This is a genomic window from Prauserella halophila, assembly GCF_024171895.1.
GTDB lineage: Bacteria > Actinomycetota > Actinomycetes > Mycobacteriales > Pseudonocardiaceae > Prauserella > Prauserella halophila.
On sequence record NZ_JAMTCQ010000012.1, the window covers coordinates 81,536 to 102,893 of the forward strand.

20 protein-coding genes, 1 tRNA gene and 1 pseudogene are annotated in these 21,358 nt (G+C 70.3%); 17 read left to right on the forward strand and 5 right to left on the reverse strand.

Going from position 1 to position 21,358, the window contains the following annotated elements:
* Positions 1-88: 88 nt before the first annotated feature.
* Complete coding sequence (locus tag LY41_RS17520) at positions 89-1,675, reverse strand: MFS transporter (protein WP_253865132.1); 1,587 nt, start codon at positions 1,673-1,675, stop codon at positions 89-91.
* A 108-nt stretch (positions 1,676-1,783) separates the two neighbouring features.
* Here LY41_RS17520 and LY41_RS17525 point away from each other — a divergent pair, with 108 nt between their 5' ends.
* The 7 genes from LY41_RS17525 (at position 1,784) to LY41_RS17550 (ending at position 6,963) form a co-directional block, all read left to right on the forward strand.
* Positions 1,784-2,470 carry a TetR/AcrR family transcriptional regulator gene (locus LY41_RS17525; RefSeq protein ID WP_253865133.1) on the forward strand — a complete coding sequence of 229 codons (687 nt, stop codon included), beginning with the start codon at positions 1,784-1,786 and terminating at the stop codon, positions 2,468-2,470.
* Positions 2,471-2,847: 377 nt separating this feature from the next.
* On the forward strand, positions 2,848-3,117 hold the full coding sequence (locus LY41_RS17530; protein ID WP_253865546.1) for a metal-sensitive transcriptional regulator: 270 nt from the start codon (positions 2,848-2,850) through the stop codon (positions 3,115-3,117).
* A 207-nt stretch (positions 3,118-3,324) separates the two neighbouring features.
* The gene (locus LY41_RS17535; RefSeq protein ID WP_253865547.1) at positions 3,325-4,734 is read left to right on the forward strand and encodes an MBL fold metallo-hydrolase; all 1,410 of its coding nucleotides are present in this window, start codon (positions 3,325-3,327) and stop codon (positions 4,732-4,734) included.
* Positions 4,734-5,348 carry a rhodanese-like domain-containing protein gene (locus tag LY41_RS17540; RefSeq protein WP_253865134.1) on the forward strand — a complete coding sequence of 205 codons (615 nt, stop codon included), beginning with the start codon at positions 4,734-4,736 and terminating at the stop codon, positions 5,346-5,348. Before LY41_RS17535 ends, LY41_RS17540 begins: the two co-directional genes overlap by 1 nt.
* 42 nt (positions 5,349-5,390) lie before the next feature.
* Positions 5,391-6,173, forward strand: coding sequence for a sulfite exporter TauE/SafE family protein (locus LY41_RS17545; RefSeq protein ID WP_253865135.1), 783 nt, complete (start codon positions 5,391-5,393; stop codon positions 6,171-6,173).
* 35 nt (positions 6,174-6,208) lie between these two features.
* Positions 6,209-6,457, forward strand: coding sequence for a hypothetical protein (locus tag LY41_RS24220; RefSeq protein ID WP_504966725.1), 249 nt, complete (start codon positions 6,209-6,211; stop codon positions 6,455-6,457).
* Positions 6,376-6,963, forward strand: coding sequence for a dihydrofolate reductase family protein (locus LY41_RS17550; protein ID WP_253865136.1), 588 nt, complete (start codon positions 6,376-6,378; stop codon positions 6,961-6,963). Before LY41_RS24220 ends, LY41_RS17550 begins: the two co-directional genes overlap by 82 nt.
* A gap of 62 nt (positions 6,964-7,025) precedes the next feature.
* On the opposite strand, the gene LY41_RS17555 is transcribed toward LY41_RS17550, so the two are convergent.
* Positions 7,026-7,259, reverse strand: a complete 234-nt coding sequence (locus LY41_RS17555) for a Txe/YoeB family addiction module toxin (protein ID WP_372493310.1) — start codon at positions 7,257-7,259, stop codon at positions 7,026-7,028.
* A gap of 26 nt (positions 7,260-7,285) precedes the next feature.
* Here LY41_RS17555 and LY41_RS17560 point away from each other — a divergent pair, with 26 nt between their 5' ends.
* Positions 7,286-7,840, forward strand: coding sequence for an HD domain-containing protein (locus tag LY41_RS17560; protein WP_253865137.1), 555 nt, complete (start codon positions 7,286-7,288; stop codon positions 7,838-7,840).
* Positions 7,841-8,262: 422 nt separating this feature from the next.
* Here the strand turns inward: LY41_RS17560 and LY41_RS17565 are convergent, their stop codons facing one another.
* From LY41_RS17565 to LY41_RS17575, 3 genes are all read right to left on the reverse strand, one after another.
* Positions 8,263-8,868, reverse strand: coding sequence for a TetR/AcrR family transcriptional regulator (locus tag LY41_RS17565; RefSeq protein ID WP_253865138.1), 606 nt, complete (start codon positions 8,866-8,868; stop codon positions 8,263-8,265).
* A 2-nt stretch (positions 8,869-8,870) separates the two neighbouring features.
* Positions 8,871-10,544 carry an ABC-F family ATP-binding cassette domain-containing protein gene (locus LY41_RS17570; protein WP_253865139.1) on the reverse strand — a complete coding sequence of 558 codons (1,674 nt, stop codon included), beginning with the start codon at positions 10,542-10,544 and terminating at the stop codon, positions 8,871-8,873.
* A 181-nt stretch (positions 10,545-10,725) separates the two neighbouring features.
* Positions 10,726-10,798 (reverse strand) — tRNA-Gly (locus LY41_RS17575).
* Between the two features lie 239 nt (positions 10,799-11,037).
* Between LY41_RS17575 and LY41_RS17580 the strand changes: the two genes are divergently transcribed.
* The 9 genes and pseudogenes from LY41_RS17580 (at position 11,038) to LY41_RS17620 (ending at position 21,242) form a co-directional block, all read left to right on the forward strand.
* Positions 11,038-12,921, forward strand: coding sequence for a sigma-70 family RNA polymerase sigma factor (locus LY41_RS17580; RefSeq protein WP_301297268.1), 1,884 nt, complete (start codon positions 11,038-11,040; stop codon positions 12,919-12,921).
* Between the two features lie 151 nt (positions 12,922-13,072).
* The gene (locus LY41_RS17585) at positions 13,073-13,513 is read left to right on the forward strand and encodes a DUF983 domain-containing protein (protein WP_253865141.1); all 441 of its coding nucleotides are present in this window, start codon (positions 13,073-13,075) and stop codon (positions 13,511-13,513) included.
* A gap of 5 nt (positions 13,514-13,518) precedes the next feature.
* Positions 13,519-14,412, forward strand: coding sequence for an Fpg/Nei family DNA glycosylase (locus LY41_RS17590; RefSeq protein ID WP_253865142.1), 894 nt, complete (start codon positions 13,519-13,521; stop codon positions 14,410-14,412).
* Positions 14,413-14,440: 28 nt separating this feature from the next.
* Positions 14,441-14,815, forward strand: coding sequence for a hypothetical protein (locus LY41_RS17595; RefSeq protein ID WP_253865143.1), 375 nt, complete (start codon positions 14,441-14,443; stop codon positions 14,813-14,815).
* Positions 14,816-15,006: 191 nt separating this feature from the next.
* Positions 15,007-16,230, forward strand: a pseudogene (locus LY41_RS17600) (sensor histidine kinase); the annotation flags it as partial.
* A 758-nt stretch (positions 16,231-16,988) separates the two neighbouring features.
* On the forward strand, positions 16,989-17,831 hold the full coding sequence (locus tag LY41_RS17605) for a S49 family peptidase (protein WP_253865144.1): 843 nt from the start codon (positions 16,989-16,991) through the stop codon (positions 17,829-17,831).
* 52 nt (positions 17,832-17,883) lie between these two features.
* The gene (locus LY41_RS17610) at positions 17,884-18,741 is read left to right on the forward strand and encodes a LytR/AlgR family response regulator transcription factor (RefSeq protein WP_253865549.1); all 858 of its coding nucleotides are present in this window, start codon (positions 17,884-17,886) and stop codon (positions 18,739-18,741) included.
* Positions 18,742-18,747: 6 nt separating this feature from the next.
* Positions 18,748-19,386 (forward strand): hypothetical protein, encoded by a 639-nt coding sequence (locus tag LY41_RS23915; RefSeq protein WP_253865145.1) that lies wholly within the window; start codon positions 18,748-18,750, stop codon positions 19,384-19,386.
* 59 nt (positions 19,387-19,445) lie between these two features.
* The gene (locus LY41_RS17620; RefSeq protein WP_253865146.1) at positions 19,446-21,242 is read left to right on the forward strand and encodes a sodium/solute symporter; all 1,797 of its coding nucleotides are present in this window, start codon (positions 19,446-19,448) and stop codon (positions 21,240-21,242) included.
* Positions 21,243-21,358 lie beyond the last annotated feature (116 nt).

The following is a 21,358-nucleotide window of genomic DNA, read 5'->3' on the forward strand; positions in this document are numbered from 1 at the left end:
GCGCCGCCCGCGTGTGTTCGGCGGCGTCCCCGATCGACCCGCACCACATTGGACCGGTGTGGTGCGTGCAGGTCGGCCGGGCCCTTGTTCACCGGTGCCGGTGGATATCGTGGTCGGCCGACGGTGTTCGGCGCCGGCGCAGCAGTGCGGGGCAGCCGACCGCGGCCGCGAGCAGGACGGCTGAAGCCGCGGTCGCTGCGACGCTCAGGCTGTCGACGAAGGCGGAGTCGGCGAGTTCGGTGAGGCGCTCGGCCGGGCCGTCCGGCAGGTACTCGGCGATGCCGCTGGCCGCGCCCAGACTGGACGTGGCGGTGTCGGCGACGTCGGGTGGGACATCGGCCGGTAGTCCCTCGCGCAGGTTCGACCGGTACACGGCCGTGCCGATGGATCCGAGCACGGCGATGCCCAGCGCGGCGCCGAACTCGGCGGCGGTCTCGGACAGCGCGGACGCGGCACCGGAACGGGAGGGCGGTGCCGAGGCGACGACGACGTCCGTCGCCAGGGTCATCATCGGAGCAATCCCCGCGCCGATCGCCGCGGAGGCGACGACGGCGAGGACGAGTCCGCCGTCGGCGGGAACCGTGCTGAACGCCAGCATGCCGGTGGCTGCCAGCGCCGCGCCGACGCCGAAGATCAGTGGGTAGCCCAGCCTGCCGACGAGCATCGAGGCGAGGACCGCCATGGTCCCGACGCCCAGCATCACCGGCAGCATCGCCACGGCGGCGACCAACGGCGAGAGCCCGTGCACGAGCTGCAGGTACTGGGTGTTGTAGAGCATCACGCCGACCAGTGCGAACATCGCCAGCCCCGCCCCGGCGATCGCGCCCGTGAACCGGGGGTCGCCGAACAGGCCCAGGTCGACGAGCGGGTTGCGCAGCCGTCGTTGTCGCATGGCGAACAGCACGCCGAAGCCGAGCCCGCCGACAGTGGCGAGGATCGTCGGCGTGGTGACCGCGAGCTCCTCGGCGGCGGTCTTGATGGCCCAGACGATCGGCAGGATCGCGGCGAACGACAGTACGACGCTCAGCGGATCCAACGGTGCCGCACCGGGCTGCTCGCCGCACTCGGGGTTTCGGTATTCGGGGCTTCGGTATTCGGGATTTCGGTATTCGGGCACGACGCGGGGCGCGGTCACCAGCAGTACCACGATGACCGGCGCGTTGATCAGGAAGACCGAGCCCCACCACAGCGACTCCAGCAGCAGGCCGCCGACGATGGGTCCGACGGCGATGCCGCCGGACAGGCTGGCCGTCCAGATTCCGATGGCGCGCGTTCGTTCGCCCGGGTCGGTGAACATGTTGCGGATCAGCGACAGCGTCGACGGCATCAGTGTCGCGCCGCCGATGCCCATCGCGGCCCGTGCGGCGATGAGCATTTCCGCGGTCGGCGCGAAGGCCGCCGCCACCGACGCCGCGCCGAACAGGGCGGCGCCGATGAGCAGGAGCCTGCGCCTGCCGATCCGGTCGCCGATGTTGCCCATCACGATCAACAGGCCTGCCAACAGAAACCCGTAGGAGTCGACGATCCACAGCGTCTCGCTCGGGCTCGGCGCCAGTTCGTCGGTGATCGTCGGGACGGCGATGTGCAGGATCGTCACGTCCATCGACGTCAGGATCACCGGCAGCGTCAGCACGGCGAGACCGAGCCACCGCGAATCGCTTCGGACGGTTGTCATGACCGCTCCACTCCCTCGTGGTGCATCCCTCGTTGCGAACAGTGTTCGCAACGAGGATAGCGAACGATGTTCGCAATGCAATAGGGTCGCGGCACGGAGGTGGCAGCAGTGAGTCCTCGAACCCGGCCGGCGGGCCCGCTCTCTCGCGAAGGGATCGTGTCGGCGGCGATCACACTCGCCGACCGAGACGGTCTGGACACAGTGTCGATGCGCCGCGTCGCCGAGCACCTGCGCACCGGGCCCGCATCGCTCTACCGGCACGTCTCCAACCGGGACGAGCTCGTGACGGCGATGGTCGAACAGGTCGTTGCCCAACGTGAGTACCCCGACCCGGCCGACCTGGATTGGCGCGAGTGCATGCACGTGCTGGCGCGGCAGGACTGGTCGGCCATGCTCGTCCACCCGTGGATGATCACCGCCACGGCGACGGTCACCCCGCCCTTCGGAGCGGCTTCGCTGGCTTCGATGGAGTGGGCGCTGACGGCGCTCGCGCAGCTGGAGCTTCCATTGCAGGAGGCGGCGCGCGTGATCATGACGATCAACAATTACGTGCAGGGCACCGCCCGCGTCGTCCTCGGCGACCGGCAGGCCGGCTCGGACGACGATCCGGGCCGCAGCTGGCAGCGACGGCTCCGCGGCGTCGACCTCAGCGCGTCACCGCGGCTGCAGCGGCTCATCGCCGAGCCACTTCCCGACGGCGATCGACACTGGTTCGAGGACGGACTCGACGTCATCCTCGACGGCGTCGAAGCCCGCCAGGCCAGGAAGCCCGGCCGGGAGTCCGAACTCGACTGAGCGCGGCAGGCCCGACGGTCCACTCGGATTCGCGGTCGGCCGAGAGCGTCGGTCGATCCGGATTCGGCAGTGCCGCGGCCGCCCGCTCGGCACGCCGAGTGACACCGGCCAGGCTCGCGTCGGCACACCGGTCGCCGGGCCGGGAATCACGACCGTGCCCCGCCCGCGAAGAACGATCGCGCTGACGAGTAGCCGGTGCACCAGATGCACGACCGGCCGGTAGTAGGTGTACGGCGTGCCGGCGGCAGCATGCTCGCGAACCGGTCGCGGGTCGTGTCCGCCCGGCACGGATGCAGTATGTCACGCGACCCGAGGAATACCCCCCGGGGTTTACTATGTTGAGCGTGACGAGGAACCGGTGAAGGGAGATGGCGGTCGTGGAGATGAAGCCGGAGATGGTCGGTGACGCGCTGACGCGGCTGCGTCGGGCGAAGGGGCAGCTCAGTGGTGTGATCGAAGCGGTCGAGGAGGGGCGGGACTGCGCCGAGGCGCTGACCCAGTTGGCCGCGGTATCCCGTGCGCTGGACCGGGCCGGATTCAAGATCGTGGCCAGTGGGATGCGGTACTGCCAGCAGGCTCGCGAGGACGGTGACGAGCCGCCGATGACCGAGCAGGAGCTGGAGAGATTGTTCCTGGCGCTGGCCTGAGTGCTTGTTCTCGCTGTTCCGGGCGAGGACGTGTGGTCTCTATATACCCCCTGGGGTTTAACGGTTCTTTTGGTAAAAGCAATCCCGTAACAGCGGTCGACGCACCGAACGCGGCCGACGCCCCGCGTCGCGGCCGCAGGCGGGACCGCGGGACGGATCGACAACGAACACGAATTGGAGGGGTTCGCAGTGACGACGGCGACGAACATGGAGAAGCAGGATCGGTTGGCCGGGGGGTTGCAGGTCGAGGTCATCGAGACTTCCTCGCTGGGTGACCGCAGCTACCTCGCCAGCGACGGCGAGGTAGCGATCGTGGTTGACCCGCAGCGGGACGTTGACCGCGTGATCGCGACTGCCGGTCGGCTCGGCGTGCGGATCGGGCTGGTGCTCGACACCCACGTGCACAACGACTACGTCTCGGGCGGTCTGGAGCTGGCCAGACTCACCGGCGCCGAGTACGGCCTGTCAGCGGCCGACCAGGTGCCGTTCGGTCACCGACCGCTGTCCGACGGCGAAGTCGTGGAGCTGTCGCCGCGGATGCGGGTTCGGGCGATGGCCACCCCGGGCCACACCTTCCACCACCTGTCCTACGTGCTCGAAGGCGAACCGGGCCCGGTCGGCGTGTTCACCGGTGGTTCCCTGCTGTTCGGCACGACCGGCCGCACCGACCTGCTCGGTCGGCACCACAGCGAGCAGCTGGCCCGCCACCAGTACGCCTCCGCGCAGAAGCTCGCGACCCTGCTGCCCGACGGAGTGCAGGTCTGGCCGACCCACGGGTTCGGCAGCTTCTGTTCCGCGACCCAGGCCGAGGGGAACTCGGCGACGTTGGGGCAGCAGAAGGAGTCCAACCCCGCGCTGACGCTGGCCGAAACCGACTTCGTCGAGCAGACTCTGACAGGCCTCGACGCCTATCCGGCGTACTACGCGCACATGGGCGTGCAGAACGCCGAAGGGCCGGCGCCGCTCGACCTGCGTGAACCCGCCCGGGCCACCCCGGAGGAGCTGCGCGACCGGCTGGCTGCCGGCGAGTGGGTCGTCGACCTGCGTTCCCGCAAGGCCTACGTGATGTCGCATCTGGCCGGCACGGTCAGCCTCGGCCTGGACGGGCCCATGGTCACCTGGCTCGGCTGGATGATCGACTGGGGCGCCCCGATCACGCTGCTCGGGCAGTCCCGCCAGCAGGTCGCCGAGGCCCAGCGGGAACTGGCCCGCATCGGCATCGACAAGCTCGCTGCGGCGGCCGTGGGAATCCCGGAGGAGTTGGCGGCCGACCCCGCTCAGCTGCGCAGCACGCAGACCGCAACCTTCGCGGATCTGGCCGCGGCGCTGGGCGGTGACAGCGGCGAGTTCCCCGCACCGGACGTGGTGCTCGATGTGCGTACCAACAACGAGTTCGCAGCCGCCCACGTCTCCGGCGCGGTGCACATCCCGCTGTACGAGCTCGTCCAACGGACCGGCGAGATCCCGGACGGTGCGGTGTGGGTGCACTGCGGCAGTGGATACCGCGCCACGGCGGCGGCCTCGGCGCTGGAGTCCGCCGGGCGCGTGGTCGTGCTCGTCGACGACCACTTCGGCACAGCCGCCGAGGCAGGCGTGCCCATGAGCGACGGTTCCTGATGAGCGCAGGAGACCAGCCCGACATGACCGGAACCCGGTCGAACGCCCTCGGTGCAGCCCAGGTCCGCGAGGTTCGCGAGGCGGACCCGCGGGTGCGGCTGATCGACGTTCGCACCCCCGGAGAGTTCGCCTCGGCCCACATCCCCGGGTCCTACAACGTCCCCTTGGATCTGCTGCGCGAGCACCGCGACGAGCTCACCGACTCCCACGGTGAACCGATGGTGCTCGTGTGTGCCTCGGGTGCCCGCGCGGAGCAGGCCCGCTCCGTGCTGGCAGTGGCCGGGTTGGACCGGCTCAGCGTGCTCCGCGGCGGCATCGCGTCCTGGGAGAAGGAGGGAGGCGAGCTCAACCGCGGCCGGGGAACCTGGGCGATGGAGCGCCAGGTGCGTCTGACGGCCGGGTTGCTCGTGCTCACCGGCGTGCTCGCCAGCACGGCCTTCGACCCGCTCAAGTGGTTCGCCGGTCTCGTCGGCGCCGGCTTGACCTTCGCGGCGATCACCGACACCTGCGCCATGTCGCGGGTGCTGGGACTGCTACCGCACAACCGAACGCGCCCCGGGGGCGACCGCGCTCTGCTCGCGGCCCTCACCGGTGACGGCGCAGCGGCGAAGTAGCCGTGCTCTCGACGGGAGCGGATTCCCGGGACAGGTGGTTGCGTGTACTTGGCCGTGATCTTCGGTGCGCTGGTCGGGCTCGCGCTGGGCCTGCTCGGCGCGGGCGGCTCGATCCTGGCCGTCCCTGCCCTCGTGTACGGCGTGGGGCAACCACTGCAGACGGCGATCCCCACCTCGCTGGCCGTGGTTGCGCTCTCGTCGCTCGGCGGACTCGCTCCGCGGGAGCGGCGAATCGCCGTGCGGTGGCCGGTCGCGCTGGTCTTCGGCGCGGCGGGAGTTCCCGCCGCCTTCGGCGGGACGGCACTCGGGCGGCTGTTCCCACAGCACTGGCTGCTGTTGGCCTTCGCGGTGCTCATGGCCGTCGTGGCGGTCCGGATGCTGCGCGTCGGGGACGATTCGACCGGCGCCTGCCGCACCCGTGAAGGCGGGGTCGACTGGCGCAGCTGCCTGCCCAAAGCCGTGCTCGCCGGCGCCGCGGTCGGCGTGCTCACCGGCCTGTTCGGGGTCGGCGGCGGTTTCGTCGTCGTCCCCGCTCTCACCCTGCTGCTCGGCCTGGGAGCCCAGGAGGCGGTGGCGACCTCCTTGGCCGTGGTGCTCATCAACGCGGTGGCGGGGTTCGCCGCTCACTGGGGAACGGCGGCGGAGATCGACTACCGGGTACTGCTGCTGTTCGCCGGCGGAGCCCTGGTGGTGTCGGCCGTCGCCGCCCGGTTCTCGGCACGGCTGAACCCCGCGACGGTGCGCCGGTGGTTCTCCTACGTCGTCCTGACCGTCGCGATCTTCGTCGCCGGTGCCGCGTTCGCCGGTCCCGCGGCTCTGGGCTGAGCACCTGAAGGGAACAAACCGCCAGGTGTCGCCGCGTGCAATGCCGTGCGTGCGGCAAGCCGAGCCACACGGGCCACGGTCAGCACCTGGAGCGAGCACCCGCAAGGATCCCGGCCAGTCGGGGATGCACCTGCACCCACGAAGCCGACGGCGACCGTGTTCCGTTGCCGGAGGTCATCGTGGACACTGTCCTTTTCGAACCATGGGAGCTGACATGGGCAAGGTCACCTGGGGATTCACGTGTTCGATCGACGGGTTCATCGCAGGCCCCGGACATGACATGAGCTGGATGTCCGCTGCGGAACCGTTGGCCGACGGCGCGATCGAACGGATGGCGGGCGAGGTCGCGGTGATCATCTCCGGTCGGGACGGTTACGACGCCGCGCAAGCCCAGCGCGGCGAACGGGACGAGCTCACGTCCGAGGCCTACGGCGGCGCGTGGTCCGGCACCGAGTTCGTCCTCACGCACCGGCCGGAAGAGCTCGCCGACGCCCCGAACGTCACCGCCATGAACTGCGACATCACCGAGGCGATCGGCCGGGCCCTGGACATCGCGGGCGAGCGGAACGTGCAGATCATCAGCGCCGACATCGCCAGGCAGGCGCTGGAACACGACCTCATCGACGAGCTGCAGGTCTTCGTCGCGCCGGTTTTCCTCGGCGACGGCGTCCGGCTCTTCGACGTGCCCGGCGGCCGGCGGGTCGACTGGGAACTCGTCGACACTTGCGACGACAGTCCGCGCAGTTTCGGCCGTATCTACCGCCCGAAACGAACGTCGACCGGAGCGTGATGCGGGTTCAGGTGTCGGCTCCGAGGAACGACACCAGGTCCGGGTGCGTGCCGCCGGGCCGGTCATCTGCCGTAGTCGTAGCGACAGGCTGCGATGCGGATCTCGTCGCCGACGATCTTGTACACGAGGCGGTGTTCGTCGGTGATGCGGCGCGACCAGTAACCCTGGAAGCCGTGTTTCAGCGCTTCCGGGTTGCCGATTCCCGCGTGGCGGTGGGGCTGTACGCAAAGGTGTACGCCTTTCGGCCGGGCGGTCAACCGCGGCGGCGGGCGTCTTTCGTTAGTCTCGCGGTACACGGCGGCAGGTGGAGGTTCGGCGGCTCATGACTGGAGACCGGCTCGCGGCGTTCGGGTACGAACTCGGCGTGCTCAAGCGCATCCGGCGGGCCGGCTGGTGGCAGGCGGGCGTGCGGGACCCGGAATCCGTCGCCGAACACACGATGCGCGTCGCACAGCTCGCGGGCCTGCTCGCCGCCGAGGAGGGTGCGACCCCGGAACGCGCGGCCTATCTCGCGCTGTGGCACGACACCCAGGAGACCCGCACCGGCGATCTGCCCCACTCGGCGAAACCGTACGTCGACAAGCCGGACCCGCGGCGGATCACCGCCGACCAGACGTCCGCACTGCCGGACACCGCCCGCGACAGCGTGCGCGGCGCCGTCGACGAGTACGAGGCCGCGGCGGGCTCCGAAGCGCACTGCGCCCGCGATGCCGACAAACTCGACATGCTGCTCCAGGCCGTCGAATACCGCGACGTCGGCGTCGCGGGCACCGGCGAGTGGATCGACAGTGCCCTGCGGAGCTTGACCACGGCCACGGCCCGCCGCATCGCCGATGCCGCCCTCACGATGTCCTCGCTCGCCTGGCGCGACACGTAGATCACCGGCGCCTGCCGCCCCCGGCGCGGCACGCGCCCCGGGACCGGCCGACCGTCGGCGCGACTACTTGAGTAGTTCCACTCGGCCTGATCACGGGGTTTCCCTGAAGCCTGCACGGCCGTCGCCGGGGCATCGTTGACGTATGGCCACAGCGGCGAGTCCGGCACGATCCCGACGTCGACGACGGCGACGGTGTTCGCTCCGCTGAACTCGTCCGGCCCGGCCCGAGGGGCAGGGCGAGGGGGCCAGAACGAGGGGATGAGGGGAACGAGGGGGAACGAGGGGGAACCGAGGGGGACAACGGAGCGGCTCCGTGCACTGTGAACCGGTGCACGGAGCCGCTTCTCGTGGAACTCGCGACCGGGAACTCGCGACGGGAGCGTGCTCGGGACGCATTCGAATGCGCCGTGACGTCCGTGGGGTCAGGCGTTTCCTTCGTGCGGGATCAGGGTTTCCAGCTGTGCCCGGAGGGTCGCCCGTATGAGGTCCGGACCGAACTCGCGGTGCGGGGTGACGGCCTCGACGGTCATACCGGTGATCAGGGCCGTCAGCCGAGCGCTTCCCGTCTCGGGATCGTGCGCGTCCAGTGCCGTCAACGCCCTGCGGAGGACGTCGGCGAGGTCGGCTCCCATGCGTTCGGACATCTCGTGGAAGACCGGCCTGGTGCGCGATGCCATGACGAGCTCGACCACCACGGTCGTCTCGTCGCGCCGTTGCTGGTCGAGCGGCAGTACCTCTTCGACGAGCGACTGCACCGCGTCGAGAGCTTCGGTGCCGCGCAACTGCCGCAACCGCTCCACCGGATGCCTCGCGAGCCGCCGGTCCATCCGGTCGCCTGCTTCCTGCGCGGCGGCCGCGAGCAGGTCGAGGTGCCCGTCGAAGTAGTGGCGTACCGACCCGATATTGAGCCCCGCCTCCTCGGCGACCTTGCGCAGCGACAACCCTTCGAGGCCTGCCGTGACGACGACGCGGAAGGCGGCCTCGATCACCTCCCGGCGTCTGCGCTCGGGCTCGATCCGTGGGGGCATGGTCAGTTCCCCTTCCGTGCGGCTTTCGGCTCGTCCCAGGTGGCCGTCGAACTCTCCTCGACCGTCCCGTCGGCACCGAAGACGAGGAAACGGTCGAAGTCGCGGGCGAACCAGCGGTCATGGGTCACGGCGATGACCGTGCCCGCGAACGACTCGAGGGCCCGCTGCAGCGCGTCGGCGGAAACGAGATCGAGGTTGTCGGTCGGCTCGTCCAGCACCAGCATCGTCGCGCCGCCCAGTTCGAGCAGCAGGATCTGGAACCTGGCCTGCTGACCTCCCGACAGCGCATCGAAGTGCTGCTCGGCCGCCCTGGCCAGCTCGTAACGGGCCAGCGTTGCGGACGCCTCCTCCCTCGGCATCCCCGCACGGTGTTCGTCACCGCGATGCAGGATGTCGAGCAGCGTCCGTCCCACGAGATCCGGCCGGCCGCGGTTCTGCGCGAACCAGCCCGGCCGCACTCGGGCGCCGAGCAGGGCCGAACCGCGGTGCGGCACCGGATCGATCGTCATCCCGCTCACCGGCGCGTGCTCCGGTTCCGGATCGGTGCCACCCGCGGCGAGCAGCCGCAGGAAGTGCGACTTGCCGGAGCCGTTCGCACCGAGCACGGCGACGCGGTCGCCGTACCGGATCTCCAGTCCGAACGGGTTCGTCAAGCCGATCAGTTCCAGGTGCTCGCAGACCAGTGCTCGTTTGCCGGTTCGCCCGCCGCGCAGCCGCATCGCCAGCTGCTGCTCCCGAGGCTGCTGCTGAGGCGGTCCGGCCTGCTCGAACCGTTCCAACCGCGTCCGGGCCGCGCGGTAGCGGGAAGCCATGTCCGAGTTGTAGGAGGCCTTCTGCTTGTACATCCGCACCAGTGAGCGCAGCTTCTCGCGTTCCTCGTCCCACCGCCGCCGGAGTTCGTCCAGCCGTTCGAAGCGCTGCGTGCGGGCCTCGTGGTAATCGGCGAAGCCGCCTGCGTGCGTCCAGGTCGTGTTGCCCGCCGCGCCGAGTTCGAGGGTCACGATGCCGGTGGCGGTGCGTGCCAGCAGTTCACGGTCGTGACTGACGAACAGCACGCCCTTTCCCGTCTCCGACAGCCGGTCTTCGAGCCACCGCTTGCCGGGCACGTCGAGCGAGTTGTCGGGCTCGTCGAGCAGCAGCAGCTCGTCGGACCCGCTGAGCAGTGCTTCCAGGACGAGGCGCTTCTGCTCCCCACCGGAGAGCGTGGACACCGGCCGGTCCCGCGCAACCTCGAACGACAGCCCGAGCGCTGCCGTCGTGCAGACGTCCCACAGCACCTCGTAGTCGTGGCCGCCCGCATCGCCCCAGTCGGTGAGGGCGGACGCGAACGCCAGCTGCGTCTCCGTGGTGGCCCGTTCGGTCATCCGGGTCTCCGCGTGTGCCAGCCGCTCGGCCGCTCGCCTGATCGCGGGCGGCGCCACGGACAGCAACAGCTCCCGCACGGTGGTTCCGGTGACGAACTGGCGCATCACGCCGAGACGGCCTTCGCGGCCGACCGTTCCGGTGTCGGGGGTCAGTTCTCCGGTGACGAGCTTCAGCAGCGTGCTCTTGCCCGCTCCGTTCGCTCCGATCAGTGCGACCCGTTCGCCGGGGCCGAGATGCAGGGTGGCGTCGCGGAGCAGCGGCCTGCCGTCGGGGAGCGAGTAGCCCACGGCTGCGACGTCGAGGTGAGCCATGCGCCCAAACTATCACAGCTGTGATAAACAGCTGGTGGGGCACGGTTTCGAGGGTGTACGGCGTCATCGGGGAACCGGGCCGGAGGTGTGGACCTGCGACATCGGACATACAGAAATCGGACATACAGAAATCGGATACACAAGTAGAGGCCCCGTGCGATGCACGAGGCCTCTACTTCGGAGCGGACGACGGGACTCGAACCCGCGACCCTCACCTTGGCAAGGTGATGCGCTACCAGCTGCGCTACGTCCGCATGTATGTACTTGTCCGTACATCTGTGTCCGCACGTGTTTGCTCACATGTGGACCACGTTGTTCGTGTATCCGGTTCCAGCGTGCCTTCCCGGTTACGGTGCAGAAGTTTACACGTTGGCGTCAGGGGTCTGGCAGAGGGGTGACGTAACGGCTCCACTCTCCGTATCGTGTTCAACGTTCAACTGGTGCCTGCAACGTGACGAGGGGGCCGCGCAGGCCTTAGGGGGTGACTGGCTGAATGGACCGCACGGTGTCCGCAACCGAGGAGTCGATACTGCTCGAGCGACTGCGTGAGGGCAAGGACGACGCGTTCGGCGAACTGTTCGAGCTCCACGTGGCTTCGGTGCGGCGGCTCGCCCGCGGCATCGCACGGGACGGATCCGAGGCCGACGACGTCACCGCGGAGACCTTCTTCCGGGTGCTGCAGGCCGTCCGCCGTGGCAACGGGCCGAGGGACAACGTCCGTGCGTACCTGCTGACCGTCGCGCGCCGCGTGACGTGGGAGTGGCAGGCCGCGCGGCGCGACATCCCGGTGAGCGACGACGAGCTGACGACCCGCGCGGGTGCGGACACGCAGAGCTCCACCGCGGAGACGTCCTTGATCACGCGCGCGTTCTCGAGCCTGCCCGAACGGTGGCGCACGGTGCTGTGGCAGACCGAGGTCGAAGGCGTGCAGCCCGCGAACGTCGCGCCCGAATTCGGCCTCAGCCCCAACGCGACAGCCGCGCTCGCCCGGCGCGCCCGGGTCGGCCTGCGCGCCGCGTACCTGCAGGCACACCTCGCGACCGGGCGCAGCTCGCACGGCTGCCGCACGATCGTCGAGAAGCTCGGCGGGTACACCGCGGGCAGCGTCACCGGTGCCGAGGCCCGCAAGGTCAAGGCGCACCTGGCCGCGTGCTCGTCCTGCCGGGCGACGCACGACGAGCTGCGCGACGTCTGTTCCTCCCTGCGCTCGCACTCCGGTGTGCTCGCGCTGCTCGTGCCCGCGGCGGGACTCGTCGCGAACTGGGGTGGTGCAGGTGCGGCCTCCGGTACGGCGTCCGGGGCGGTGTCGTCGGTGGCCGGATCCACAGCCGGGACCGGGTCGGCCGCAGGTGCCGCATCCGGGACGGCGGGGAGCCTCGCCGCGCTGAGCGGACACGTGAAGGTCGGGCTTGCAGTCGTGTCGACAGTGACGGTCGGCGCGGCGGGCGTGGCAGGCGTCGCCGGACTTCCCGGTGGCGACACGCGGGAGGTCCTCGGACTGCACGGCGGGCCGCGGGGCGACCTGCAGCGGGGCGATATCGAGCGCGGCGAGCCCGCGCCGGTGGCACCCGAGGTCGACCGCATGACGGAACGCGACCAGGAGGCCGAGGGGCAGGGCGCCGATTCCGAATCCGGATCGGCCGACGGCGCCGATCACCTGCCGTTGGCCGACACCGACTACAGCGTGCCCGGCAACCAGCACTCGACCCGGCCCGGCGATGCGGCACAGCAGGGCAACGAGACGCAGCGCGACAATGCGGCCCAGCACGACAGCGAACCCGAGCGCGACAGCGAACCCGAGCACGACAGTGAACCCGAGCGCGACAACGCGGCAGGGTCCGGGGCCGGCCCGGAACGCAGGTCCGGGAACGAGTCCTCGGGTCCGAACGGGGCCCTCGCGGACTCCTCCGGCGGTAACGGGGTCGACGTCCGTTCCGGCGTCGGACCGGACGGGGCCGTCGGATCCGACGGGGCCACGGGCGGCACCGGCCGTTCGGCCCCGGGCGTGGATGCGGGCGAGGACCGGCATCGCGCCGACGACGCCCCCGACGGTGACAGGGTCGACCGGAAGGCCGGAGCGTCGGTGGCGAAACGGCTGGCGCAGGCGTGGGCCGAGAAGATGCGGGAGGTGCGGCGCGACCGCGACCACGGGTTCGAGCGGCCGACCGAGAGCCCGGACGTTCGCAGCGATCGGCGACCTGCGCCGCACCGCGACCGCGGCGGCGACACCGACCGCGGTGGCGACACCGACCGGAACCGCGCCGACCGGGATGGTGACGACCGGGGACGGGCAGCAGGCGTCGAGCATCGGTTGTCGCGGTCGGGACCGGACCATCCGGGGAGGAAACCGGCCGCTGCCCACTTCCGCGGAGAGTGACACTCCCGGTAATGTCTGTTACTGACAGACACTGGTAGTGACTGAGTTCGTCAGTTGCTTGAGTTCAGTAGTTGCCGGGCTCAGTAGTTGCAGGGCTCAGTACTGCAGCGGCTGTCACCGACAGAGCACCGGCGGGCTGCGGAGGAACGTGATGAACCGGCTGGTTCGAGGAAACGACGGCCGGGAATGGGTCATCCGGGCGCACCTGGAATGGCGCCGGCCCGCGACCGCCGACGACTTCGAGCACGACGCCGCCGCGAACTACACCCCGGGCATCATGATGGCCGGCGTGGCGCTGGCGCTGGCAGGGGCGCTGCTGCTGACGATGCCGGATCGGCTGGTCATCCCGGAATTCGTCCCGTACGGGCTGTTGCTGATCGCGCTGTTCTTCCCGCTCCGGTGGGTGCTGCGCAGGCCGTGGACGGTGGTCGCCGAGACCGACGGCGACTCCGCAGGCGACCACCCGTCCGAACGCTGGGTCGGCACCGTCAGCGGCGTGTTCAACATCAGTGGCGAGGTGAAACGCGTCGCCAAGTCGATCTCTCAGTACGACCTACCGGACTTCGAGGGTCCGCTGCACCCCGTGGAGTAGGCGCCGTGCCCGAGTTACCGGAGGTCGAAGCGCTCGCGCACCATCTGCGCGAGCACGCGGTCGGCCGTGCGGTGACCCGGATCGACGTGGTGTCGCTGAGCGTGCTCAAGACGGCGACGCCCGCATACACGGACCTGCGCGGCCGCGAGGTCACCGGCGCGAGGCGGCACGGCAAGCACCTCGACGTCGAGTGCGGCGACCTGCACCTGATCGTGCACCTGGCCCGCGCGGGCTGGCTGCGCTGGTCGGACGACCTGCCTGCGGCCCCGCCGCGGCCGGGCGGGAAGAATCCGCTGGCCCTGCGGATGCACCTGTCGGCCGACGACACGGGCGGAGAGTCGAACGCGGCGCCGCGGCACGCGGGATTCGACCTCACCGAGGCCGGCACCAAGAAGGGCCTCGCCGTGTGGATCGTCGCCGATCCCGGGCAGGTGCCGAGCATCGCCGCGCTCGGCCCCGACGCGCCTGCCCTGGACCGTGACCGGCTCGAAGCCCTGCTCACCGGCGAGACGCGCCGCATCAAGACCGTGCTGACCGACCAGAAGACCATCGCGGGCATCGGCAACGCCTACTCCGACGAGATCCTGCACACCGCGCGGCTGTCGCCCTACGCGACACCGGCCAGGCTCACGGCCGACGACCTCGACGCGCTGTTCGACGCCCTGCACGGAGTGCTCGCCGCCGCCGTCGACCGTTCCGTCGGCCAGGACGCCGCGCGGTTGAAGGGCGAGAAGCGGTCGGGGCTGCGCGTGCACGGGCGTACGGGGATGCCGTGTCCGGTGTGTGGTGACACGGTGCGTGAGGTGTCTTTCGCCGACAAGGCGTTTCAGTACTGTGCCACCTGTCAGACCGGAGGGAAGCCGCTCGCCGATCGGCGGTTGTCCCGGCTCGTCAAGTGAAGGGCACGATCCTTGTTCGCTGATGCCGATGGAGTTGCTGCAGCGTGCGGGCGAGTTCACGGGTCCCGAGATGAACAACGGCGCCTGCTTCAGCTCGGAGCCCTCCATCGATGCGCTGGTCAGCCTTGAGTTTTCCCGCGACACGGTCACGGGCATGGTCCGGCGTTACGGTCTCGAGCTCGGCAACATCCACGGGCGTGCGGCCGTGGAGCTCGACATGACCGACAAGGACCTCGGGTGCCGAGTGGTGATGGAGATGGACCCCGAGGAAGTCGTCATGCTGCTCTTCGACGGCGGGTCCGCAGGAAGGTCGATACGTGGCGACCGAGGCGACCGAGGTGGAGACGTCGATTTCGCAGGGGTGACGCCGCGTTCGCAGAGGTGGCACCGATTGCGTAGGTGACGCCGCGTTCCGGTACCCGCGGCGTCCGGTGGTGCGCCACCTGCCGGACCTACGGGAAATCACTCGCCGATCGGCGGTTGCCCCGGCTTGTCAAGTGGGCAAGTCGCCCATACGGCCCATGACGCGCCGTGCCGAATCGGATACGCGAAGTACTCGTGCGGGCCTTGCCACCGGGGCGGCGACCCTCCAGCATTGACGCCGTGTCCGAGGAGCTGACCGCAACGATCGTCCTGTCGACGATCGTTGCACTGCTCGTGGTCACGCTGGCCGTGGTGCTGCTGAAGCGGCGCAAGCCGACCAGCGCGATCGACGACGCCGTGCTCGAGGCCGTGTACGTCATGGCGAAGGCACCACTCGAGCTGCGCGAAGGACTCGACCAGGCTGCGGCGGAGAAACTGACCAGCCGGTTGCTGAAGCTGCTCAAGGGCGTTGCCGTGGGTGTGACCGACGGTGAGGGCACGTTGCTGGCCTGGGACGGCGAGGCCAACGACCACTACGTCGACCTGGTCGGCACGATCGGCACCTGTATCCGCAAACACCGTCGCGAGGTCGTCTCGCACGACAAGATGCCGTGCAACCACGGTGGCACCTGCAAGATGCGCACCGCCGTGCTCGTACCGCTCATCGTCGAGGATGAGACCGATGCGGTGCTCATCGTCGTCGGCAAGACCAGTGGCAAGCGCATCGTGCAGATGGCCGACGCCGTCGCCCGGTTCGTCGGCACCCAGCTCGAGGCGGCGCGGCTCGAGGACACCAAACACCAGCTGCACCAGGCGGAGATCAAGGCACTGCGGGCACAGATCTCGCCGCATTTCGTCTACAACGCCCTGAACACGATCTCCTCGCTCATCCGCACCGACCCCGAAGAGGCGCGGGAACTGCTGCAGGACTTCGCCGACTTCACGCGCTACTGCTTCCGCACCGAGGGCACGTTCACGACGCTGTCGGACGAGCTGCGCAACATCGACCGCTACCTGACCATCGAGAGCGCACGCTACGGCGGCAGGCTCGGCGTACGGCTGAAGATCGCGCCCGAGGTGCAGTCCGTCGTCGTGCCGTTCCTGCTGATCCAGCCGCTGGTGGAGAACGCGGTCAAGCACGGCATCGCGAACAAGCCGGGTGGCGGCACCGTGACCGTGACCGCGCAGGATTACGGCGCCGAGGCCGAGATCAGCGTCGAGGACGACGGCGTCGGCATGGACCCGAAACAGCTCGACGGCATGCGCGACTCCCGTTCCAGTGCACACATCGGCCTGACCGGGATCAACCGCCGGATGAGTCAGGTCTTCGGCAACCGCTACTCGCTGGTCGTCGAGACCGCTCCGGGCGCGGGCATGAAGGTCACCATGCGGGTGCCGAAGTTCGTGCGCGGTGTGCGGCCGGACATGCTGAAATTCGCCGCCGACGGCACTCCGGAGGACGACGCGCTCGCCGCCGGACCGGACGGTCTTGCTGCCGGACCGGACGGTGCGGCAGCGGCAGGCGCGGGTTCCGGTGTGCCCGCCCCGGGTGCGGCTCCGGGCCAGTCCCAGCCGGTTCCGGCCGAGCACGCCCAGACCCAGGCCGCTCCCGCCCCGCCCGGCCAGCACGCCCCGCCCGGCCAGCAGCAGACCCGGTCCCAGCAGGGCCCTGCCCAGGCGCCGCAGCAGGGCCAGTCGCAGCCGCAGCCACAGCAGGCCCAGCCACAGCAGCCGCCCCAGCCGCAGCAGGCCCAGCCGCAGCAGGGCCAGTCGTCCCAGCCGCAGTTTCAGCCGGCCCCACCGCCCCAGCAGCGGCCGTCGATGCAGCAACCGCCCGCAGCCCGGCCTGCAGCAGCACAGCCGGCAGCCTCGCCCGCAGCGCAGCTCGCGGAGGCGCCTGCCGAACAGGGATCGCGGCAGACGTCCTCGCAGCCGTCACGCAGGCCGGTCGCGCGGCAGGCGTCGGAGGCGAAGCAGGCCGCACGTGCTGCGCAGGCGGCCGCGCACGGAGGGAAGACCGGTCGTCCGGAACGCCGGGCCGACGGCGACCACGACCCGGCGCCGGGGCCACGGCCCGACTGACGGTACGGCCACGGCCCGACTGACGGTACGGACGCGGCCGGACTCGCGGTCCGGCCGCGCCGAGGCGACGGGTCCGTTCGTGGTGGGTTTCGCCGGGGCGGGAGAGCCGAGATCGTCGCTACGGTGGGGGCATGGCAAAGAGCGGGCTGGCGGGCCGGATTCCCGTCGTAGGGGATCGGATCGAACGCCGGGACAAAGACGTCGTCGCGGTCGTGAAGCTTCAGGGCATCATTACGCAGCACGCGTCGCCGGTAGGCAGGGGCGTGCTGAACCTTTCGACCGTCGAATCGGCCCTGACCAGGGCTTTCGGCCACGAGAACCTCAAGGCCGTCGCGCTGCAGATCAACTCGCCGGGTGGTGCACCGACCCAGTCCGGCCTGATCGCCGAGCGCATCCGGCAGCTGGCCGACGAGAAGAACGTGCCGGTCATCGCGTTCTGCGAGGACGTCGCTGCCTCCGGCGGCTACTGGCTGGCCTGCGCCGCGGACGAGATCGTCGCGCATCGCACGTCGCAGGTCGGCTCGATCGGCGTGATCAGCGGCGGATTCGGATTCACCGGGCTGATCTCCCGCCTCGGCATCGAGCGCCGCCTGCACACGGCGGGGGAGAACAAGGCCAGGCTCGATCCGTTCAGTCCGGAGAAGGACGAGGACGTCGAGTGGCTCAAGGGCGTGCACGACGACCTGCACGGACTGTTCACCGAATGGGTGCGCGAGCGCCGCGGAAGCCGGCTCGCGGAGGGCGCCGACCTGTTCACCGGCGACATCTGGCTCGGGCAGCGCGCCCTCGACCTCGGTCTCGTCGACCGGGTCGGCAACCTGCGTGACGTGGTCTCCGAGCGCTTTCCCGACGCCGAGGTCGTGACGGCCGAGCCGAAGAAGTCGCTGGCCGCGCGCCTGGGACTGGGTGCCCCTGCGGCGGCGGCGCTGTCGGCGCTCGAGCATCGCGCCACATGGTCACGTTTCGGCCTATGACACCGAGTTTCGCCCGGTGCGGTGTAGACAGTCGAGCTGTACTCACGGCAGGATAACGGTCACTGTGAGTGCTCGTGATGACGACCGGAAGCTCCTCGTCCTGGCGGTGGACGACGAGCTGCCCGGCCTTGACCAGCTCCGGCACTGCCTCGAGTCGAACGAGGTGGTCGGCCGGGTGATTTCCGCCGTCGACGCATCCGAGGCGCTGCGGTTGCTCGGGTCCGAGGACGAGGACATCAACCGGCGCAAGGAGATCGGGCTGCCGCCGGTCGACGCGGTGTTCGCCGACATCAACATGCCCGGATTGTCGGGGATGGAGATGTCGCGAGTGTTCGCCTCGCTGAATCCCGCCCCGGTGCTGGTGTTCGTCACCGGCTACGCCAGCGAGGCGGTCGACGCGTTCGACCTCGGCGCGGTCGACTACGTACTGAAACCGGCCAGGCAGGAACGCATCGACAAGGCCATCGGCCGCGTGCTCGACAAGCTCGACTCGCAGCCCGCCCGCGCCGCGGGTGGTGCCATCGCGGCAGGCGGGGAACCGGTCGTCGACGACACGGCCATCGGCGACGAGGAAGTCATCCCCGTCGAGCTCGGCGGCACGACCAAGCTGATCCCGCGCTCGGCCGTGCGGTGGGTCGAGGCGCAGGGCGACTACGCGAGGCTGTACACCACCGAGGGCAGCCACCTGGTGCGCATCCCGCTGGCCCAGCTCGAGGAACGCTGGGGAGGTGCCGGGTTCGTGCGCATCCACCGGTCGTATCTCGTGGCGTTGTCGCTGATCACGGAACTGCGCATGGCCCAGGGCGGCTACCAGGTCGTGCTGGGTGACGAGGAGAAGGTGCTGCCCGTGTCCCGGCGGCACACGCGGGCGCTCAAGGACAAACTGGTCGGCTCCTCGCGAGCGGGGTGACGGGCCGTGGGGGACCCGAAGGACCCGTCGGATCCGGCCGGTACGCAGGGCGGCATCCGTGAACCGGATCCGACGCTCGGCAAGCCTGCGAAACCGTTCGCGCCCGAACCGGTCGCGGCGCGGTCGCCGGAGCCGCCGTCCCAGGAGTCGCCTTCCCAGGAGTCGTGGTCGCCGGAGCCGCGGCCGCCGGGGTCGGTGCCGTCCCACGCCGCGACGTCACATGCGGCCGCTTCTCGCTCTTCGGAGTCGCGCTCGTCCGAACCCCGTGCCCCGGAACCGCGCCAGCCGCGCATCCGCAGGCAGCGCGTCGTGCTGGCCGAGCCGAGTCGGTCGTCGAACAGCCTGCGCGCGCGCGTCGAGCTGGAGGAGCAGACCAGCTGGGGCGAACTGCTCATCAAGGATCTCGTGAAGGTGCAGCTGCGCACGGCGGTGCTGCTCGGGCTGCTGGTGTTCGGCGTGCTGTGCGCCATCCCGGCGGTCTTCTACGCCGTGCCCGCCGTCACGCAGCTGCGCCTGGCCGGCATTCCGGTGCCGTGGCTACTGCTCGCCGTGGCGCCCTTCCCGCTCATGTTCGGCGTGGGACTGTGGTACAACCGGCTGGCCGAGCGGCGCGAGCGGGACTTCGTGAACATGATCGAGCACTGACGTGAACATGATCGAGCACTGATACCGGGCCGCAGGGAAGCTTCGCGAGGAAGGCGTGCGTGCAGGTGAACCCGTGGGCCCTGGTCAGCGTCGCGCTGGTCGTGGTGGTGACGTTCTACCTCGGTCACCGCACGTCGCGGTTCGCGCGCACCACCCATGACTTCCTCGTCGCCCGCCGCACCGTGCGCTCGCGGCGCAACGCCGCGGCCATTGCGGGCGAGTACATCTCCGCGGCCTCGTTCCTCGGCGTCGCGGGGCTGGTGCTCAAGGAGGGCGCCGATGCGCTGTGGTTCCCGATCGGGTTCACGGCCGGGTTCCTCGCGCTGATGCTGTTCGTCGCCGGGCCGTTGCGCCGGTCGGGTGCCTACACACTGCCGGACTTCATGGAGGCGCGGCTGTCCTCGCCCGCGTTGCGCACCGCCTCGACGTGGTTCGTGGTGTTCATCGGCGTGCTGTACCTGCTGCCACAGCTGCAGGGCGCGGGACTGGCCCTGATGATGATCATGCCCGCGCCCGCGTGGGCCGGGTCGGTGCTGGTCACCGTGGTGATCGCCTACAACGTCATGGGCGGCGGCATGCGCGCCATCACCCTGCTGCAGGCATTCCAGTACTGGTTCAAGCTCTACGCCATCGCCGCGCCGACGTTCGTGCTGTGCGCGGTGTTCGTCGCAGGCGGTGCGGGCGCTCCGGGGTCGGCAGGCAGCCTCGACGAACCCGCACCGCCGAACTTCGCCGCGCAGACGGCCGTCACGGTCGACACGGACGTGACCCTCGGTGTCGACAGTCCGACGCGCGTGCGCCTCGACGACGGCTCCGGCGACGGGGGCTCCGGCGACGGGGGCTGGACCACGTGGCGGCCCGGTTCCCAGCACGCGGTCGACGCGGGCTCGACGCTGACGTTCCCCGAGGGTGCCGCCGTCCCGACGGTCGGCCAGGCGACGTCGGCCAACCTCGACTGGCTCCTGCCCAGCACCGACCTCACCGGGCTGCTGTCGACGTACTCGCTGCTGCTGGCGCTGCTGCTCGGCACGATGGGCCTGCCGCACGTGCTGTCGCGCTTCTACACCAACCCCGACGGCAAGGCCGCCCGGCGCACTTCCGTGCAGGTGCTGCTGCTGCTCGGGTTGTTCTACCTGTTCCCCGTGATGCTGGGATTGCTGTCGCGGATGTTCGTGCCGGAACTGCTGATCACCGGCGATACCGACGCCGCCGTGATCGCGCTGCCGACGGCGATGCTGTCGGGCGTGACCGGGCAGCTCCTCGCCGCGCTGCTGGCGGCCGGCGCGTTCGCGGCGTTCCTTTCGACCGCGTCCGGACTCGTGTCCAGCATGTCCGGGGTCATCGCCACCGACCTGCTCGCGGGCAAGGTCCGCGACTACCGGGTGGCGAGCGTGGGAGTGGCGGCGGTGGCCGTGGTGCTGGCCGTGACGCTGCCGATCGACGACCTGGCGCTGAGCGTGGGGATGTCGTTCGCGCTGGCTGCCTCGACGTTCGCGCCGCTGCTCGTGCTCGGCATCTGGTGGCGGCGGCTCACGTGGCTCGGCGCGATGGTCGGGATGTGCACCGGCGGCGGGCTCGTGCTGCTGGCAGTGGTGCTCAACGCCGTGTCCGCCCACACCGGTGAGTGGGCCCCGTGGCTGGTGCAACAGCCGGCGCTGGTCACCGTGCCGGTCGCGTTCGGCCTGACCGTGCTCGTCAGCACCGCCACGGCCGGCCGCATCCCCGAGGACGTCGGCGCCGTCATGCTGCGGCTACACGCGCCTGACCCGCTGGGCTTCATGCGTGACCGCGCCGTGCAGCGGTTCGGCCGCGCCGAGGAACACACCCGCACCACCCCGGGTCGCCACCGCAAATAGCGGCCGGGGAGACCGGGCGGGCCCGGAAGGCCGGGTGGTCGGGCGGCCGGGAGGCTCCGAGGACATGGCCGCCCGGCGGCGGGATCGCGCTCCTACGCGGGGGTGACGCCGTTCGT

Coding starts and splice junctions, on each gene's coding strand:
- LY41_RS17520 (WP_253865132.1), bottom strand. CDS start 1,675: ATGACAACCGTCCGAAGCGATTCGCGGTGGCTCGGTCTCGCCGTGCTG.
- LY41_RS17535 (WP_253865547.1), top strand. CDS start 3,325: ATGGAGAAGCAGGATCGGTTGGCCGGGGGGTTGCAGGTCGAGGTCATC.
- LY41_RS17540 (WP_253865134.1), top strand. CDS start 4,734: ATGAGCGCAGGAGACCAGCCCGACATGACCGGAACCCGGTCGAACGCC.
- LY41_RS17550 (WP_253865136.1), top strand. CDS start 6,376: ATGGGAGCTGACATGGGCAAGGTCACCTGGGGATTCACGTGTTCGATC.
- LY41_RS17560 (WP_253865137.1), top strand. CDS start 7,286: ATGACTGGAGACCGGCTCGCGGCGTTCGGGTACGAACTCGGCGTGCTC.
- LY41_RS17565 (WP_253865138.1), bottom strand. CDS start 8,868: ATGCCCCCACGGATCGAGCCCGAGCGCAGACGCCGGGAGGTGATCGAG.
- LY41_RS17570 (WP_253865139.1), bottom strand. CDS start 10,544: ATGGCTCACCTCGACGTCGCAGCCGTGGGCTACTCGCTCCCCGACGGC.
- LY41_RS17580 (WP_301297268.1), top strand. CDS start 11,038: ATGGACCGCACGGTGTCCGCAACCGAGGAGTCGATACTGCTCGAGCGA.
- LY41_RS17585 (WP_253865141.1), top strand. CDS start 13,073: ATGAACCGGCTGGTTCGAGGAAACGACGGCCGGGAATGGGTCATCCGG.
- LY41_RS17595 (WP_253865143.1), top strand. CDS start 14,441: ATGGAGTTGCTGCAGCGTGCGGGCGAGTTCACGGGTCCCGAGATGAAC.
- LY41_RS17605 (WP_253865144.1), top strand. CDS start 16,989: ATGGCAAAGAGCGGGCTGGCGGGCCGGATTCCCGTCGTAGGGGATCGG.